Here is a 16,664-nt window from a genome sequence, read left to right as displayed (position 1 = left end):
CAACAAGGGGCCTATTGCCCCTTGCTCGCGAGCCAGACGATGTGACGGGCGCCGCGCTTGCCGTGAGCTCGCACCTTAACCTCGTCGACCGTGAAGCCCGCCTGCTTGAGCCTGAGGGTGAAACCTGCGTCAGGGCCCTGCGACCAGACCGCCAGCACACCGCCGGGCTTGAGAGCTGCTCTCGCGCTGATCAGGCCGGTGCCGCTGTAGAGCGCATCGTTGGCCTTGTAGACGATGCCCTCGGGGCCGTTGTCGACGTCGAGCAGGATCGCGTCCCAGGCCGATGCTTGCGATCGGATGAGCTGACCGACATCGGTCTCGCGAATGCCTACGCGCCGGTCGTCAAGGCAGCCGTCGAAAACCTCGGCCATCGGGCCGCGCGCCCACGTCACGACCGCCGGTACCAGTTCGGCAACGGTGACCTTCGCATCGGCGCCAAGCTCGGCCAGCGCCGCGCGCAAGGTAAAGCCCATGCCGAGGCCGCCGATCAGGATGCTTGGGTTCAGGCGGCCGGCAATCCTTTGACAAGACAGTTTGGCCAGCGCCTCTTCGGAACCGCTGAGCCGGCTGTTCATCAGCTCGTTCGCGCCAAGCATGATCGAGAATTCGCCGCCGCGCCGCTTCAGGCGGAGTTCCTGTCCGCCGTCAGGCGTTTTTGCCGAGTCCAGTTGAAGCCAGGGGATCATGCTCGATAGTCTTTGAGCATGATCTTGTCCGAAAACCGGTTCCCACTTTTCGGGATCATGCTCTATGCCGCCAGTGCCGGCTGGCTCCAGCGGGCGGCAAGCAGCCTGTAAGGGATCAGCGCCACCACCGCTATGACCAGCTTGACGCTGAGATCGCCGAGCGCCCAGGATATCCAGCGCATCGTCTCGACCGGCAGCACGCCCATCAGCGGCGCGGTCTCCAGCGCAAAGCCGTCGTTCGGCCCGGCGAAGGCGAAAGCCGCCGCAAAGGCGACGGTGAAAAACACCACCGTATCGAAGACGGAGCCGACCAGCGTGCCGACGATCGGTGCGCGCCACCAGCTCTGCCGGCGCAGCCGGTTGAACACGGTGACGTCGAGCAACTGCGCGGTGAGGAAGGCCGCGCCCGACGCCGCGGCAATGCGCACCAGCCGGTCGGCGGCGGTCTCGAATTCGATCAGGCCGTGGCGAAACAGCAGCGGTGGAATGACGATCGAGCAGACCACCGCTGTCATGAAGCCGACAAAGACGATCCTGCGCGCCACCGCCGGGCCGTAGCGGCGGTTGGCGAGATCGGTGACTAGGAAGGAGAACGGATAGGTGAAGGCGCCCCAGGTCAGGATGTCGGCCAGCGACAGCCCGCCGATTGCACCCTGCATCGGGAACTGCACAAGGATGTTCGAAGCCACGACGACGAGTGCCATGGCCGCCACGAAGGGCAGGTACCGCGAGAGGAAAATCATTTTTTTATCCTGGGTGATGGAACCAGCGGAACCCGATCCGGAACCCCGGTCACGCCCTGGAAGGCGGCTGCCGCCGAAAAACTCAGGCGGCCGGCCGTTCGGCGAGCTTCTTGGCGATCTGCTTCTTCAACAGGCGGGCGCGCTGCGACAATTCCTTGGCGTCAGCCTTGACCAGGAAGGCATCGAGGCCGCCGCGATGCTCGACCGAACGCAGCGCGTTGGCCGAAATGCGCAGGCGCACATTCTGGTTCAGCGCTTCCGAGATCAACGTCACATTGACGAGATTGGGCAGGAAGCGACGCTTGGTCTTGTTGTTGGCGTGGCTCACATTGTTGCCGGACATGACTGCCTTGGCAGTGAGTTCGCAGGTGCGGGACATGATACTAACCTTCGGTTCTCGGTCCTGGCCAAACATTCGACCCGCGCCGGGTGGCGCGCGGTTTCGGTCAGGCGGCCTTATGGAAAAAGTTGGCGTTCCATAGTTGCATTTCGCCGATGCGTCAAGCTTGGGGTTGCTCGGAAGAGGGGAATCGCACTTTCGGAGAAGGCGCTACCAGCGAAGCTGCCGATCTCCCCCTTGCGGAGGAGATGGCCGGCAGGCCAGAGGGGCTGTCCCTCCGACTTAGCACCGTTGCAGCCAAAACTCTCGGCACTGGGAGGATAAACTGAACCTTGGCGATCCGTAACACCCCCTCTGCCCTGCCGGCCATCTCCTCCGCAAGGGAGAGATCGGCAAATTCGTCGAGGGCGCCACATTTTGTTCTTGCTTTGTGCCGGCAGCTATGCTATTAATTTCGGTATGGTGCTGGTTCGCACCGCCGACCCGCCCACCGAGGCGGGTTTTTCATTTCCGGCTTCCGTCAGCTCCCACCGACCAGCCCCAGCGTTTCCTGCCGAAGCCGCCTTTCACATTAAGGCCGGAATTCAGCCTATAAACGGTCGCACAGGGACATGCCAGACCGGAGCCGCCCGTCCGGTCGACAATCAAGGACCCGCCATGCCTCGTTCTTTCCTCCATGCCCTGATCGTGTTGGTGGCCGTCGTGCTGTCGACGACGGCTTCGACCGCAGAGCCGCAATCCTTCACGGGCGAGTATTCGGTGTCGTTCCTCGGCCTCTCCGTGGCCAAGGCGAAATTCTCCAGCGATTACGAGGGCGACACCTATTCGATCGAGGGCAGCGTCTCCGCCGCCGGGCTCGCCACTTTGTTCGACGATACGCGAGGCACGATCTCGTCGAAGGGCAAGATTTCGGGCAAGCAGTTGCAGCCGCAAGCGTTCCACGCCGACTACACGTCCGGCAAGAAGGCATCGATGATCGACATCCAGTTTGCCAACGGCGTCGTCACCTCGACCAAGGTCGTGCCTGAGCCGAAGAAGCGCAATCCCAACAACTGGATACCGCTGGTCGGCAGCGATCTCGTATCCGTCCTCGATCCGATGGCCGCGACCGTCATCCATGCCGACAGCCTCGACCAGGTCTGCGGGCGCACGGTGAAGCTCTATGACGGCGAAATGCGTGCCGATCTGAAACTGACCTACGAGTCGAAAGGGTCGATCTCGGTGACCGGCTACAAGGGCGATACGGTCACCTGCAGGCTAGGCTTCGAGCCGGTGGCCGGCTACCGCAAGAACCGCAAGGCGCTGAACTACCTGAAGAAACGCAGCCGCATCATGGTGACGTTTGCACCGGTCGGCCAAAGCGGCGTATATGCGCCGATCCGCGCCACGGTCAGCACGCAAATCGGCCCGTTGACGATCAGCGCGGAGCGGTTCGAAGCAAACGAATAGGCGTGATGGTGCGCCGCCAACGATGGGCACGGGGGCGACGGATATGGCGCGCGCAACACTGATCGGCTTCTCCGCGGTCGCCATGTGGGCGCTGCTGGCGCTGCTTACGGATGCTTCGGGCGCCGTGCCGCCGTTCCTGCTTTCGGCAATCACCTTTACGATCGGCACCTGCGTCGGGCTGGTTGCCCGGCTGTTCATGCCGGCAGCCGACGGCGCCGCGAAGACACCGCGCCAGGTCAAAATACCACGCAAAGTCTGGGTGATTGGCATTGCCGGCCTGTTCGGCTACCACTTTTTCTACTTCACCGCGCTGCGCAATGCGCCGGCCGTCGAGGCCAGTCTGATCGCCTATCTGTGGCCGCTGCTGATCGTGCTGGGATCGGCGCTGATGCCTGGCGAGCGGCTGGCCTGGAACCATATCGTCGGCGCGCTGCTCGGCCTTGCCGGCACGGTCCTGATCGTCACCAAGGGCGGCGGGCTTGCCTTCGATGCGCGTTATGCCTTCGGCTACGCCATGGCCGGCGTCTGTGCGGTGCTGTGGTCGTCCTATTCGCTGTTGTCGCGGCGCTTCCCGTCGGTACCGACCAGCACCGTCACCTGGTTCTGCGCCGCCACCGCGGCCCTTTCGCTCGTCTGCCATCTGTTGCTTGAACAGACGGTGCTGCCCGACGGCGCCGGCCAGTGGCTGGCCGTGCTCGGCCTCGGTCTGATGCCGGTGGGGGCGGCGTTCTATGCCTGGGACATAGGCGTCAAGCGCGGCAACATCCAGGTGCTGGGGGCGGCGAGCTATGCCGCGCCGCTGCTGTCGACACTGGTGCTGATCGCCGCCGGCTTCGCCGAGCCGTCATGGCGCATCCTCGCCGCCTGCGTGCTGATCACCGGCGGCGCGGCGCTGGCGGCGAAATCGCTGTTCCTGCGCAAGAGGGCTACGAGCGAGGCAAACGCATGATGCCGTTTCCCGGCGGCATCGATGCCAATGCCAATGCGACGCTGGTGTTTTCGTTGGCGGCGACGGTGATTTACGCGTTCAGCCTCGGCATGCGGCCGCGTCTTTCGCGGTCGGCGGCAAGGACATTGGCGGTTGCAATGCTGGCGGTGCTGGTCGTGCAGCAGGGCGGCCCATGGCTGCTCGTCGCCGCGCTGGGCGCCAGTGCCATCGGCGACGCCTTCCTGTCGCGCGACGGCGAGAAGGCATTTCTTGGTGGCACGGCCAGCTTTCTTGCCGCGCATGTGCTTTACGTCGTGCTGTTCCTGCGTGCCGGCGGCGGCCTCGGACTGCTTTCGGCCGAGCCATGGCGGGCAGCGATCGTGCTGGCGATGGTCGTGTCGGTGCTGGCCATGCTTTTCGCGCTCCGGCGCCGCGTCGGCCCCGCCTTGCGTTTGCCGATCGGTGTGCATGCCGCGGCACTGCTTGCCATGGGCATTGCGGCGCTCACCCTGAACAGCGTCTGGGTCATTGGCGGCATCGTCCTGCTCATCCTGTCCGACGGGCTGCTCGCTTCGGAAAGGTTCCTGCTGCCCGCCATCTCGCCGCATCGCATTTGGGTGCGCCATGCGGTCTGGGCGCTGTATTACGCCGGCCAGCTCGCGATCACGCTGGGTTTCCTGCTGGGCTAGGTGCCTAGGGCGTGCCCGGCAGCCAGCCTGGTTCGGCAAGTTCGAAGGCGGCGAAATCGAAACCCGGCGCCACGGTGCAGCCGACCAGGGTCCATTCGCCGAGGCTGCGTGCCGACTGCCACCAGCCTGCCGGCACGACGATCTGCGGCCGCTCGCCCGCGGCAAGCGCCGTACCGAGGATCTCCTCGATGACGGGACCGCCTTCTCGGTGTATCGACAGCGCCAGCGGCGCACCGTTATAGAAATGCCAGACCTCGGCCGCGTCCTTGACCCGGTGCCAGGCGGACAATTGGTCCTTCTCGAGGAGGAAATAGATCGCCGTCGAATGGCCGCGCGTGCCTGCCGCGCCGTCGCGAAAGGTCTCGGCATACCAGCCGCCTTCCGGATGCGGCTTCAGGCCGAGCAGGGCGATGATTTCGGCGGAACTGGTCATGACCCTAGCTCCTGGCGCCGCTCAGAAATTGTCCTTGCGCTTGCGGATCTCGGCGAACACTTCGGCGTCGGAGGCCTTCTCCAGGCCGAGATGCCTGCGGATCGCCGGATCGTGCCAGCGCAGGAACGGATTGGTCGACAGTTCCTCGCCGATCGTCGTCGGCAGCGTCGGCTTGCCGTCGGCGCGCAGCGCCTCGACTTTCGCGGCGCGCTCTTTCAGCGCCGAATTGGTCGGGTCGACGGTCAGCGCGAAACGGGCATTGGCCAGCGTATACTCATGGCCGCAATAGACGACCGTCTCGGCCGGCAGCGCCGCGAGCTTCTTCAAGGATTCGTACATCACCGGCGGCTTGCATTCGAGCAGCCGCCCACAGCCGAGCGCAAACAGCGTGTCGGCGGCGAATGCCACTTTCGACGCCGGTAGATGATAGGTGACGTGGCCTGCCGTGTGGCCGGGTGTGGCGATGACCTCGATCCGCTCGTCGCCGAGGTGGACGACCGAGCCTTGCTCGACAGTTTCGTCGATGCCGGGAATCTTTGCCTTTTCGGCTTCCGGCCCGACAATGCGCAGCTTGAAACGCTCCTTCAGCGCCAGATTGGCCTCGACATGGTCGAGATGGTGGTGAGTGGTCAGGATCATCGTCGGGGTCCAGCCGGTGCGCTTGATCGCCGCCAGGATCGGCGCCTCCTCGGGCGCATCGATGAGCGCCGTCTGACCGCTTTTCGGGTCATGCACCAGCACGCCGAAATTGTCGCTGCGGCACATGAATTGTTCGATCTCGACCGGCATCGTATCTCTCCCTTTATTGGCGCAGACATAGGGCGCCTGCCAGCCGATGTCATCTGCCTTTGTTGAACTTGGACTGCTTCGAAGCTACCGTTCCGCCCATGCATTCAGACATTGTCGACCTCCGTTCGTTTTATTCGACCACGCTCGGCCGCCTGGCCGAACGCTCGATCACCATGGCGCTGTCCTCGATATGGGCCGTCGTGCCCAACGAGCGGCTGGTCGGCCTCGGCTACACCTTGCCGTGGCTGGAGCGCTTCGGCAGCGATGCCGAGCGTGTCTTTGCCTTCATGCCGGCGACGCAGGGCGCAGTGGTCTGGCCGGCGACCGGGCCGACAGCGACCGCCCTGGTCTTCGATGAGGAACTGCCGCTGGTCGATTCCTGCATCGACCGCATGCTGCTCGTCCATTCGCTCGAACATGTCGAGAACCCGCGCGAGACGCTGAACGAGATCTGGCGGGTGCTGTCGCCGGCCGGCCGTGTCGTCATCGTCGTGCCCAACCGGCGCGGCGTCTGGGCGCGCTTCGAGCACACGCCTTTCGGCAATGGCCGGCCGTTCTCGCGCGGCCAGCTGACCGAATTGCTGCGCGAAGCGAATTTCACGCCGGCGGCGTGGTCCGATGCGCTGTTCTTCCCGCCGTCGCCGCGACGCTTCATGATGCAGTTCCACAATGTGCTGGAACGCGCCGGCCGGCGCTTCTGGCCGATCTTTTCGGGCGTTATCGTCGTCGAGGCGCAGAAGCGGCTCTATCAAGGCGTGCCGGTTGCCCAGCGCGCGTCCCGCCGTGTCTTCGTGCCGGTTCTCTCGCCGCATGGCGCGCCGACGCTTGGCCGGCTGTCGCGGACCGAACGTCTGGCGCCGCCAAGATGACGCGTTCGTGATCCGACGCAGGCTTTTTCTCACCTATCTGTCGCGGACAGGTTGGCTGCCCGATTGAAGGCATACGCGGTCGATTCTATGACCGGGTTTCAGCACCGCTTCCGAATGCAAGGATCCACTCATGGCTGATCTTCCGGATGTCGAGGCCAGTGCCCAGAAGCTTGCCACGTCGATTGAAGCCAGCAGCCTGCGTGAGCAGCTGGCAACAATCAAATTGGCGCTGACCACCTCGCCAGTGCGAAGGCAATTGTTTTGGGCCGCGATCGGCATCGTCGCAGTCATCGTGGCGAGCTCGATCGGGCAGATTCTGCTCAATCGCTGGAACCAGCCTTTCTACGACGCGCTGGCGCGGCGCGACATGCCGGCTTTCCTGCATCAGCTTCTGGTCTTTGCCGGCATCGCCGGCGGGCTTGTGGTGCTCAATGTCGGCCAGACCTGGCTCGACCAGATGCTCCGCCTGAAGCTGCGCGAGGCGCTGACGCTCGACCTGATCGACGAATGGATGCGGCCGGCGCGTGCCTTCCGGCTGACCCATGCCGGCGCCATCGGCGTCAATCCCGACCAGCGCCTGCAGCAGGATGCCGGGCATCTCTCCGATCTTTCCACCGGCCTCGGCATCGGCCTGCTGCAGTCCTGCATCCTGCTTGCCTCCTTTGTTGGGGTTCTGTGGTCGCTGTCTTCCGGCTTCGTCTTCCACATAGGCGGCCATTCGCTGGCCATACCCGGCTACATGGTCTGGGCGGCGATCCTTTATGCTGGCACCGCTTCGTGGTTGAGCTGGCTGGTCGGGCGGCCGCTGATCCGCTTCAACAACGATCGCTATACGCGCGAAGCGGAGCTGCGCTCCTCGGTGGTTCGCGTGAACGAGAATGTCGATGCCATCGCGCTCGCGCATGGCGAGGCCGATGCCAGGCGCCGCCTCGAATTCGATCTTGGCATGGTGCTGGGCGCCATGCGGCGCATCTACAGCGCCCAGATCAATCTTTCCTGGGTTACCGACACCTATGGCTGGATCACTGTCGTCGCGCCGATCCTTGTCGCTTCACCGGTCTATTTCGCCGGCGATATCAGCTTTGGCGGCTTGATGATGGCAGTCGGCGCTTTCAACCAGGTCCATTCCTCGCTGCGTTGGTTCATCAACAATATCGGCGGCATCGCCGATTGGCGCGCCACGCTGATGCGGGTCGCCGACTTCCGCATCGCGCTCGGCGACACCGACGCGCTGCACAATACGGAAAGGCGTATCGCCTTCGGCGAAAATCCGGACGGCAGCCTCACCTTCGAGAAACTTGAGATTGCCTCGCCGGAGGGATGCACCAAGCTTGCCGAGCCGCATGTTGAAATCCGCGCCGGCGACCGCGTCATGATCACCGGAGATCCGGGCGCCGGCAAGACGCTGTTCTTCCGCGCCATTGCCGGTTTGTGGCCATGGGGCAGCGGCCGCATCGGCATGCCGGCCGGAGAAGCGCCGATCTTTGTTCCGCGTACGCCCTATTTCCCGCTCGGCAAGCTGCGCGAGGTGCTCAACCATTCAGACGGCGCGGCGGAGGCGAGCGATGCCGAGATTTCGGAGGTGCTGGCGGATGTCGGGCTGCAGCGCCTGTCGTCCTCGCTCGATCGCTCGGCGCGCTGGGAGCGTGAACTCAGCGACGACGAGCAGCGTCTGTTGGCCTTTGCCAGGCTCGCCTTGCGACGGCCGAAATGGGTGATCATCGACGAGGCGCTGGACGCGTTCGACGGCCCGACGCTGAGGCAAGTGCTGTCGATGCTGGAGAAGCGCCTTCCCGACGCCGCGATCCTCAATATCGGCCGCGGCCAGCACAATGCCCGCTTTTTCCGGCGGGCGTTGACCATCGTCAAGGATGCCGGCCAACCGCCACTCAAGCCCGCCCGTATCAGGGCAGGTGCCATCGAACCGCCCCCGGCTATCGCCTCGGCTGGCCGAAAGAAATAGAAGGCAAGCTTTATTTCGCCGCGATCGCGGCGAAAAACTGTCGCGATCGTTTCAGATGGGGACGTTCCGATCGGCCATGCTTGACGCTCTCGCCCTGCTCGCCTGCCTTGCCTGCACCCCGGCGGCACCTGCGGCCGCGCCCGCCAATGCAATTGCCGTCGATGTCGAACTGGTGCTGGCCGTCGACATCTCGCAGTCGATGGATGAAAGGGAGTTTGCCCTGCAGCGCGCCGGCTATGTCGCGGCGCTGCGCCACCCCGACTTCATCAACGCCGTGCGTGCCGGCACCTCCGGCCGCATCGCCATCGCCTATTTCGAATGGGCCGGCACGATCCGCGACGATGCGGTCATTGCCTGGCAGGTCGTCGACAGCAAGGAGAGCGCCAACGCTTTCGCCGACAAGATCGCGGCCCGCCCGTTCAGGAGCTTTCGCGGCACCTCGATTTCCGGTGCAGTGGCCTTCGGCGCCGAGCTTTTCAACGGCACGGCCTTCGCCGGCAAACGCCGCGTCATCGACGTCTCGGGCGACGGCCCAAACAACACCGGCTTGCCGGTCACAACGGCACGCGATGCGGCGCTGGCGAAGGGCATCGTCATCAACGGCCTGCCGATCCTGATCAGCCCGTCACCTACCTTCAGTCATCTCGACCGGTATTATGCCGAATGCGTTACCGGCGGGCCGGGCTCGTTCGTGCTGCCGATCTATGCTGCTTCCGAATTCGCCACCGCCACTCGCCGCAAACTGATCCTCGAGGTCAGCGGCATCGAGTATCCCAGGGAAGATCCGAGGACGATCCGCGTCGACGCACCGATCGACTGCCTGCAAGGCGAGCGCGACCGGCGGTTTTTCTCCGACCCGTATTTCCCGGAACTCGACCGGTAAGGCTTGCCAGGGGTAAGCTAGGCTGGTGGCAGGCCGAAGGCCGGGAACAGAGATGGCCCGAGCGGCCCTATGAAGATCGTCAAGGAAGCGATCCCGCCCTCGGCCGCGTCGAACACATGCAGGGAATGGGCCCGCCATTCAGGGCCATCGTGGCTGCGGGAATAAACCCCGACCGCCGGCTGGGCATTGGCGCGGGTGGCCAGCGTGCGGAAGCCGCCAAACCTCGGCCAAACGGTCTCGAAGAAACCGCGGATCGCTTCGCGGCCTTGATACCATTCGCGCCAGGGCGGCATGGTATAGATGGCGTCCTCACGCAGGAGCTCGATCAAGCTGTCGAGATTGGCGGCCTGCCAGGCCTGCATGTAGCGTTCGAGCAGCATGCCTTCTTCGGGGCTGGGCCGTGATCGGCTGGCCGGCCGTCCCTGAGGATAGCGCGCCGCCAGCGTTGCGCGGGCCCGCTGCAACGCGCTGTTGATCGAAGCCGTCGATCCGCCCAGCAAACGCGCCGCCTCGACAGCCGACCATCCGAGGACGTCGGCAAGCAGCAGCGCGGCGCGCTGTCTGGGCGGCAGATCCTGGATCGCGGCGACGAAGGCGATCTGGACGGCCTCGCGGCTCTCGTAACGAGCTTCCGGACCTGGCTCGCTGCCGGCAATGTCTGGAAGCTCCGCGTCGGGGTAGGGCTCCAGCCAGGCGATGTCGGCTACAGGCCCGCCCATGGCCGCCCCGTGGGAGGGCGGCCGTCCGGGTTCCCGGAGAATGCGACGCGCCCTCGACCTCGCCTTGATGGCGTTGAGGCAAGCGTTGGTCGCGATCATGTAGAGCCAACCGCGAACCGAACCCCGCCCGTCGAACTCCGATCTTGCGCGCCAGGCGCGAAGCAACGTGTCCTGGACGAGGTCGTCGGCCTCGTGCAGCGAACCCATCATGCGATAGCAATGCAGCTTGAGCTCGCGGCGATGCGCGGCCGTGACCTTCTCGAAGGCCAGCCGATCGAGAATCGGCTGGCGTGCTGGGTCCAGAGGTGGCTGAGCGTCTGTCATGGGACTTCCGGGTTAGGTTCGCATTACGCGCGCCTCAGGCGGCCGGTGCAAGGCCGCTCCCGCTCACCATGAAGGAACTGCCTTGCGGTTGGCCGGTGGCGAGCGCGACCACCGCCCGTCCGACATCGGCCGGCGTTTGCATGTCGGTCATGGCGGCGATGAAGTCCGCCGGCTGGATGCCCATATAGGCCGCGATGCTGTCGACGCCGGCCTTGCCGACGCCGGTCTCCGGCATGATGCGCATCGGCGCGAGCGCCATGAAGCGCAGGCGGAAGCCGAGCCGGTCGGCCTCCTTCTGGCTATGACCGGCCAGGAACATCTGCATGCGTTTTGCGCCGGCATAGCCGCCGGCGTTCGGTGGCCCGCCGGTCAAGGCCGCGCCGCTGGAGATCAGAACGATCCGGGTTCCCGGCTTGAGCGGACGCCGCAGAGCGGCCCGGCAAAACAGGAACGAGGCCTTGACGTCCGTGTCCCAGTTTGCGGAGAACGCCTTCCAGTTCTGTTCATGCACCGGCGCGGAAGGCGCCAGCGCACCTGCACAGATCACCAGCACGTCCGGCTCCAGCGCGGCGAAGACCTTATCGGGGGCGGAGTCCACCGTCGCATCGACCGCGAGCGTCTTCACACCCGAGACCTCCCAGGCAAATTGCGCCAGAGCCTGTTTTCCGCGGGCGACGGCCAGCACCGTCGCTTTCTCCTTGAGGGCGGCCTCCGCGATGGAGCGGCCAACACCACGGCTGCCTCCGACGACGACGACATTCTGACCTTGCAACGATCCCATGGATCACCTCTCTATCCCGGCCGCCGGACCATCCAGGCGCGCTCATCGATAAGGACAGCGCAGGCGAGGGGAAATCATCGGTGCTGGTCGGAAAAGTCTCTCAGGTGACAGGCAGGCCTCCCGCAAAGCCGCGAAGGCTGCGCGTCGTCTTGCTTGAATAGAAGAGGAGCGGCTAAGGGCAGCTTCTATTTCTATGGTGTCGCCGTTTGGCCGGCGGCACCGAATTTGGATCGCGTCCGCATCATCGGCAGCTTCACCGCCCCTGCAGCACCTTGATCGCGTTGGACATGTCGCCGTGCGACAATGCAGCGAGGTAATCCGAGTAGTTGATCCTGCCGTTCGCGAAGCCGTTCATCAATCGCGTGCAGAACGTGTGGTCCAGTCCGGCGTCCGGGACGTTCATGAGCGCAGCGAGGTTTGCCCTTTCAACCTTGCCGAACCGCATCTTGAACTTGGTCATGCACCGCTGGATCGCCTGTCGTTTCAGCGCCGGGCTGCCGCTCAACGCGACTTGTCCATTCTGGAAATCGGTCTTCGATGTCGTGCATCCGGAGATCAAAGCGACCGATATCAAAGCTGTCGCTAATATTATTGTCTTCATTGCTTCCCCCAAACCAACCGATAGACCCTGTTAAAGCAACAAAAACTGCCGGCAACTTCATTGGCTGGAAAATTGAAAATATGGTTTCTTGCGCAGATCGGGGATCGTTGCTTCTGCCTGTCAAACCTATCGCTTCAGCAGAAACACCGCTTGCTGGCCGAAAAAGTTCCAGAACCACCACGGCATCGAGAAGCCGATTCGCTGGCCGTTGGCGTCGAGCGCGGTTGCCTTTTCCACCGTCGCGCCAAGCTCGTCGCACAGATTGACGAAGTCGCGAATGGTGCAAAAATGGATGTTGGGTGTGTCGTACCAGAAATAGGGGAGGTCCTTGGTCACCGGCATGCGGCCGTTGAAGAGCAACGAAAAGCGCACCCGCCAGTGGCCGAAATTCGGGAATGAGACGATGGCGCGGTTGCCGATCCGGAGCAGTTCGTCGAGCACCAGCTTCGGATTGCGGGTCGCCTGCAGGGTCTGCGACAAGACGACGAAATCAAAACCCTTGTCGGGATAGAATTGGAGATCCTTGTCGGCATCGCCCTGGATGACCGACAGGCCGCGCGCCACGCATTCGTTGACGCCGCGCTGCGACAGTTCCAGCCCGCGGCCATCGACCTTCTTGGTAGCCTGCAGCAATTCGAGCAGCAGCCCGTCGCCGGAACCGACGTCCAGCACCCGCGACTGCGGCGGGATAAGATCGGCGACGACTTCGAGGTCGACGCGCTGAGCGCGGTTGACGCTCATGCGTTCGGCTCTTGCCTGACGCATGATCCTGATCCGAAAAGCCTGCAACTTTTCGGGGTCATGCGCTGATGCCTGGCGCATGGTCCTGATCCGAACAGCCTGCAACTTTTCGGGGTCATGCGCCGAGCCCTCTCGCCCGCGCGGCCGAGGCGATGAAGCCTTTGATGGCGGCGAACAGTTCCGGTTCGTCGAGCAGGAAGGCGTCGTGGCCGCGGTCGGTCTCAATCTCGACGAACGAGACCGAGGCGCCGGCCGCGTTCAGCGCGTGCACGACCGAGCGGCTCTCCTCGGTCGGGAACAGCCAGTCGCTGGTGAACGAAACCAGGCAGAAGCGCGTCTTGGTGCCGGCGAAGGCATCGGCCAGCCGGCCGCCATGGTCGGCGGCGAGATCGAAATAGTCCATCGCCCGGGTCATATAGAGATAGGAGTTGGCATCGAAGCGATCGACGAAGGTCATGCCCTGATGGCGCAGATAGCTCTCGATCTGGAAGTCGGCATCGAAGCCGAAGGTCAGCGCTTCGCGGTCCTGCAGGTTGCGGCCGAACTTGCGGTGCAGCGCTGCTTCCGACAGATAGGTGATGTGGGCGGCCATGCGCGCCACCGCCAGCCCCTTTTCCGGCCGCTTGCCATGCTCGAAATATTTGCCGCCGTGCCAGTCCGGGTCGGCCATCACTGCCTGCCTGCCGACCTCGTGGAAAGCGATGTTCTGCGAAGAGTGGCGGGCGCCGGTGGCGATCGGCAGCGCCGAGAAGACGCGCTCCGGATAGCTGGAGGCCCATTGCAGCACCTGCATGCCGCCCATCGAGCCGCCAAGCACGCTGAACAGCTGTTCGATGCCGAAATGCTCGACCAGCTTCAGCTGCGCCCGCACCATGTCGCGGATGGTGATGATCGGCAGGTCGAGCCCGTAGGGCTTGGCGGTGGCGGGATTTGTCGAGGCGGGGCCGGTGGAGCCGAGACAGCCGCCGATGACGTTTGACGAGATTACGAAGAAACGGTCGGTGTCGATGATCTTGCCGGGGCCGATCAGCACTTCCCACCAGCCCGGCTTGCCGGTCACCGGATTGGTGTTGGCGACATGCTGGTCGCCGGTCAGCGCATGGCAGACGAGGATGGCGTTGGAGCGCGCGTCGTTGAGCGTGCCATAGGTCTGGTAGGCGATCTGGAACGGCGACAGCAGCGTGCCGGCGTCGAGCTTGAGCGGCTTGTCGGCGCCGAAACGCAACACCGGGCTCGACGGCTGGTCGGCCTCGTTGTTGGTTTTTCGAGCGCGCAAAGCGACCATCACATCTCCTTGCCCGGGCTTCAGCTGCCGCCAGTCTGGAGCAACAACCAGTCAGGGCAACAAAAAACCGGCCATGCCTTCGCAAAGCCGGTTACAGGATGCAAACGGCCCTTTAGCAAGTTGTTTAACGTGGCTGCAAGCCGACCGGCCAAATCACCACGGAACTGTAGCCGTTCTTCTATGACTCGCGCATGGCTTCGTCAACGGCAAGTTCTTGATCCCGAATTGCCGCCCCTCGACATTCCGGGCCACGGCTTGTATTTCCGCTGCGGCCTCCGGATGGAGGCATCCTCGACGGATTTCATGGAATGAGCCAGACACCGGATCAGATACGTCCAACGCCCCGCGCCGGCATCATGGACATCGAAGCCTATGTGCCCGGCAAGAGCGCGGCGTCTGAAGGTGTCGCCAAGGTCCATAAATTGTCGGCGAACGAGAACCCGCTCGGTCCTTCGCCAAAGGCGATAGAGGCCGCGCGCGCGGTCGCCGACAAGCTCGCGGTCTATCCCGACGGCAGCGCCAGGCGCCTGAGGGAAGCGATCGCCGAGGTGCACGGGCTCAACCCGGCGAACATCGTCTGCTCCAACGGCTCCGACGAGATTCTGGGCCTGCTGGCGCAGACCTACCTCGCACCCGGCGATGAAGCCATCATCACCGAACACGGCTTCATGGTCTACAAGATCTATATACAGTCGGCCGGTGCGGTCCCGGTAACGGTCAAGGAGACCCACGAACGCGCCGACATCGACGCGATCCTTGCCGCGGTGACGCCGCGCACCAGGATCATCTTCCTTGCCAATCCAAACAATCCAACCGGCACTTACGTGCCGTTCCAGGAGGTGCGCCGCCTGCATGCCGGCCTGCCGCGAAACGTGCTTCTGGTGCTGGATGCCGCTTACGCCGAATATGTCCGGCGCAACGACTATGAAGCCGGCGTCGAGTTGGTGGGCAGCGCGGAAAACGTGGTCATGACCCGCACTTTCTCCAAATTGGGCCTGGGCGGCGCGCGGATCGGCTGGATGTATGCGCCAATGCACGTCATCGACGCGATCAACCGCGTGCGGGGACCTTTCAATGTCAATGCGACGGCAATCGAGGCCGGCATCGCGGCGATCCGCGACCGCGCCCACATCGAACGCAGCGTCGCGCATAACGAGACCTGGCTGGCTTGGCTGAGCGAGCAATTGGAGGGGCTTGGGCTGCGGGTGACGCCGAGCGTCGGCAATTTCATCCTCATCCACTTTCCCGAGGACAAAAAGCATTCGGCGGAGGCGGCCGACGACTACCTCAGCCAGCGCGGCTACATATTGCGGCGCGTTTCCGGCTACGGTTTTCCCAACGCGCTGCGCATGAGCATCGGCACCGAAGAGGCCAACCGCGGCGTTGTCGCAGCACTCGCGACATTCCTGAAAAGCTAGAACACCATGACCTCACCGATGTTCGAAAAGATCGCGCTGGTCGGCATCGGCCTGATCGGCTCGTCGCTTGCCCGCGTCATCCGCCGCGAGGGAATGGCCGGCCAAGTCGCGATTTCGACGCGCAGCGAGGAGACGCTGGCGCGGGCGCGCGAACTTGGCCTTGGCGACACCTACACGACGGACGCGAAAGAGGCGGTTCGCGACGCCGATCTGGTCATCGTTTCGGTGCCGGTCGGCTCTTCGGGTACCGTCGCCGCGGAGATCGCACCGGCGCTGAAGAAGGGCGCCATCCTCACCGATGTCGGCTCGACCAAGGCGTCGGTCATCGCGCAGATGCAGCCGCATGTCCCTGATGGCGTGCACTTCATCCCCGGCCATCCTTTGGCCGGCACCGAAAAATCGGGACCGGATGCCGGTTTTGCCGAACTGTTCGAGAACCGCTGGTGCATCTTCACGCCGCTGCCCGGCACCGATCCCGCGGCACTGGAAAAGCTCTCGGAATTCTGGCGCCGCTGCGGCTCCAACATCGACACGATGGACCCGCAGCATCACGACATGACGCTGGCCATCGTTTCGCACCTGCCGCACATCATCGCCTACAACATCGTCGGTACCGCCGACGATCTGGAGTCGGTGACCAAGTCCGAGGTCATCAAATACTCGGCTTCCGGCTTTCGCGACTTCACCCGTCTCGCGGCGTCCGACCCGACCATGTGGCGCGACGTCTGCCTGCACAACAAGGACGCCATTCTCGAAATGCTGGCGCGGTTTTCCGAAGATCTCTCCTCGCTGCAGCGGGCGATCCGCTGGGGCGACGGCGAAAAACTGTTCGACCTGTTCACCCGCACTCGCGCCGTCCGCCGCTCGATCATCGAGGCCGGCCAGGACATCGACGTACCGGATTTCGGCCGCCAGGCAGTCGAACACCCGCCGAAGGGATAAGCCGCGGCAAGCCGATCGCAGGCCGTACCGGCTTGGAGCGGTTCATCGTTTCACAGAAACGCCGAACCGCTCTATCTCTTT

18 protein-coding genes and 1 riboswitch are annotated in these 16,664 nt (G+C 64.0%); of the genes, 8 read left to right on the top strand and 10 right to left on the bottom strand.

All coding sequences use genetic code 11. From position 1 onward, the window contains the following. Positions 1-11: 11 nt before the first annotated feature. The 3 genes from NKI95_RS03440 to rpmB all read right to left on the bottom strand — a co-directional run bounded on the left by NKI95_RS03440 (position 12) and on the right by rpmB (position 1,808). Positions 12-686 (bottom strand): polyamine aminopropyltransferase, encoded by a 675-nt coding sequence (locus NKI95_RS03440; protein ID WP_352714224.1) that lies wholly within the window; start codon positions 684-686, stop codon positions 12-14. A 62-nt stretch (positions 687-748) separates the two neighbouring features. Then, positions 749-1,429 carry a queuosine precursor transporter gene (locus NKI95_RS03435; protein WP_352714222.1) on the bottom strand — a complete coding sequence of 227 codons (681 nt, stop codon included), beginning with the start codon at positions 1,427-1,429 and terminating at the stop codon, positions 749-751. 82 nt (positions 1,430-1,511) lie between these two features. Then, entirely contained in the window at positions 1,512-1,808 is a 297-nt protein-coding gene (gene rpmB, locus NKI95_RS03430) for a 50S ribosomal protein L28 (protein WP_352714220.1), read from the bottom strand. 618 nt (positions 1,809-2,426) lie between these two features. On the opposite strand from rpmB, the gene NKI95_RS03425 reads away from it, so the two are divergent. The 3 genes from NKI95_RS03425 to NKI95_RS03415 are packed head-to-tail and all read left to right on the top strand — an operon-like array spanning position 2,427 to position 4,835. Continuing rightward, a complete protein-coding gene (locus tag NKI95_RS03425) occupies positions 2,427-3,218 on the top strand; it encodes a DUF3108 domain-containing protein (protein WP_352714218.1) in 792 nt (263 codons plus the stop codon). Between the two features lie 43 nt (positions 3,219-3,261). Next, on the top strand, positions 3,262-4,167 hold the full coding sequence (yddG, locus tag NKI95_RS03420) for an aromatic amino acid exporter YddG (protein ID WP_352714216.1): 906 nt from the start codon (positions 3,262-3,264) through the stop codon (positions 4,165-4,167). Continuing rightward, positions 4,164-4,835: a lysoplasmalogenase family protein gene (locus tag NKI95_RS03415; protein WP_352714214.1), complete on the top strand. Its 672-nt coding sequence runs from the start codon at positions 4,164-4,166 to the stop codon at positions 4,833-4,835. The genes yddG and NKI95_RS03415 overlap by 4 nt, the downstream gene beginning before the upstream one ends. Positions 4,836-4,839: 4 nt before the next feature. Here NKI95_RS03415 and NKI95_RS03410 read toward each other — a convergent pair whose 3' ends face one another. Then, positions 4,840-5,268, bottom strand: coding sequence for a cupin domain-containing protein (locus NKI95_RS03410; RefSeq protein WP_352714212.1), 429 nt, complete (start codon positions 5,266-5,268; stop codon positions 4,840-4,842). Between the two features lie 21 nt (positions 5,269-5,289). Next, the gene (gene gloB, locus NKI95_RS03405; RefSeq protein WP_352471442.1) at positions 5,290-6,057 is read right to left on the bottom strand and encodes a hydroxyacylglutathione hydrolase; all 768 of its coding nucleotides are present in this window, start codon (positions 6,055-6,057) and stop codon (positions 5,290-5,292) included. 98 nt (positions 6,058-6,155) lie between these two features. Here gloB and NKI95_RS03400 point away from each other — a divergent pair, with 98 nt between their 5' ends. The 3 genes from NKI95_RS03400 (at position 6,156) to NKI95_RS03390 (ending at position 9,772) form a co-directional block, all read left to right on the top strand. Beyond that, a complete protein-coding gene (locus tag NKI95_RS03400) occupies positions 6,156-6,926 on the top strand; it encodes a class I SAM-dependent methyltransferase (RefSeq protein ID WP_352489400.1) in 771 nt (256 codons plus the stop codon). A 130-nt stretch (positions 6,927-7,056) separates the two neighbouring features. Further along, positions 7,057-8,889 (top strand): ABC transporter ATP-binding protein/permease, encoded by a 1,833-nt coding sequence (locus tag NKI95_RS03395; RefSeq protein ID WP_352714210.1) that lies wholly within the window; start codon positions 7,057-7,059, stop codon positions 8,887-8,889. Between the two features lie 76 nt (positions 8,890-8,965). Continuing rightward, positions 8,966-9,772, top strand: a complete 807-nt coding sequence (locus tag NKI95_RS03390; RefSeq protein ID WP_352714209.1) for a DUF1194 domain-containing protein — start codon at positions 8,966-8,968, stop codon at positions 9,770-9,772. Between the two features lie 17 nt (positions 9,773-9,789). Here NKI95_RS03390 and NKI95_RS03385 read toward each other — a convergent pair whose 3' ends face one another. The 5 genes from NKI95_RS03385 to metX all read right to left on the bottom strand — a co-directional run bounded on the left by NKI95_RS03385 (position 9,790) and on the right by metX (position 14,223). Continuing rightward, on the bottom strand, positions 9,790-10,815 hold the full coding sequence (locus tag NKI95_RS03385; RefSeq protein ID WP_352714207.1) for an RNA polymerase subunit sigma-70: 1,026 nt from the start codon (positions 10,813-10,815) through the stop codon (positions 9,790-9,792). Positions 10,816-10,849: 34 nt separating this feature from the next. Continuing rightward, positions 10,850-11,596 carry an SDR family NAD(P)-dependent oxidoreductase gene (locus NKI95_RS03380; protein ID WP_352714206.1) on the bottom strand — a complete coding sequence of 249 codons (747 nt, stop codon included), beginning with the start codon at positions 11,594-11,596 and terminating at the stop codon, positions 10,850-10,852. 253 nt (positions 11,597-11,849) lie between these two features. After that, on the bottom strand, positions 11,850-12,101 hold the full coding sequence (locus tag NKI95_RS03375) for a hypothetical protein (protein ID WP_352714204.1): 252 nt from the start codon (positions 12,099-12,101) through the stop codon (positions 11,850-11,852). A 222-nt stretch (positions 12,102-12,323) separates the two neighbouring features. Then, positions 12,324-12,938 carry a methionine biosynthesis protein MetW gene (gene metW, locus NKI95_RS03370; protein WP_352714580.1) on the bottom strand — a complete coding sequence of 205 codons (615 nt, stop codon included), beginning with the start codon at positions 12,936-12,938 and terminating at the stop codon, positions 12,324-12,326. 115 nt (positions 12,939-13,053) lie between these two features. After that, positions 13,054-14,223, bottom strand: coding sequence for a homoserine O-acetyltransferase MetX (gene metX, locus NKI95_RS03365; protein WP_352714202.1), 1,170 nt, complete (start codon positions 14,221-14,223; stop codon positions 13,054-13,056). Positions 14,224-14,315: 92 nt separating this feature from the next. Further along, a riboswitch (SAM riboswitch) is annotated at positions 14,316-14,393 on the bottom strand. A gap of 138 nt (positions 14,394-14,531) precedes the next feature. Here metX and hisC point away from each other — a divergent pair. Together hisC and NKI95_RS03355 are read left to right on the top strand one after the other, a co-directional pair. After that, positions 14,532-15,641, top strand: coding sequence for a histidinol-phosphate transaminase (gene hisC, locus NKI95_RS03360; protein ID WP_352714201.1), 1,110 nt, complete (start codon positions 14,532-14,534; stop codon positions 15,639-15,641). 6 nt (positions 15,642-15,647) lie between these two features. Continuing rightward, positions 15,648-16,583: a prephenate/arogenate dehydrogenase family protein gene (locus NKI95_RS03355; protein ID WP_352714200.1), complete on the top strand. Its 936-nt coding sequence runs from the start codon at positions 15,648-15,650 to the stop codon at positions 16,581-16,583. Positions 16,584-16,664: the final 81 nt, after the last annotated feature.

Origin of the sequence: Mesorhizobium sp. M0306 (genome assembly GCF_040321655.1) — a bacterium.
Taxonomy (GTDB): Bacteria; Pseudomonadota; Alphaproteobacteria; order Rhizobiales; family Rhizobiaceae; genus Mesorhizobium.
Note: the sequence above shows the minus strand (reverse complement) of the source record. Positions and strands in the feature narration are given on the sequence as shown.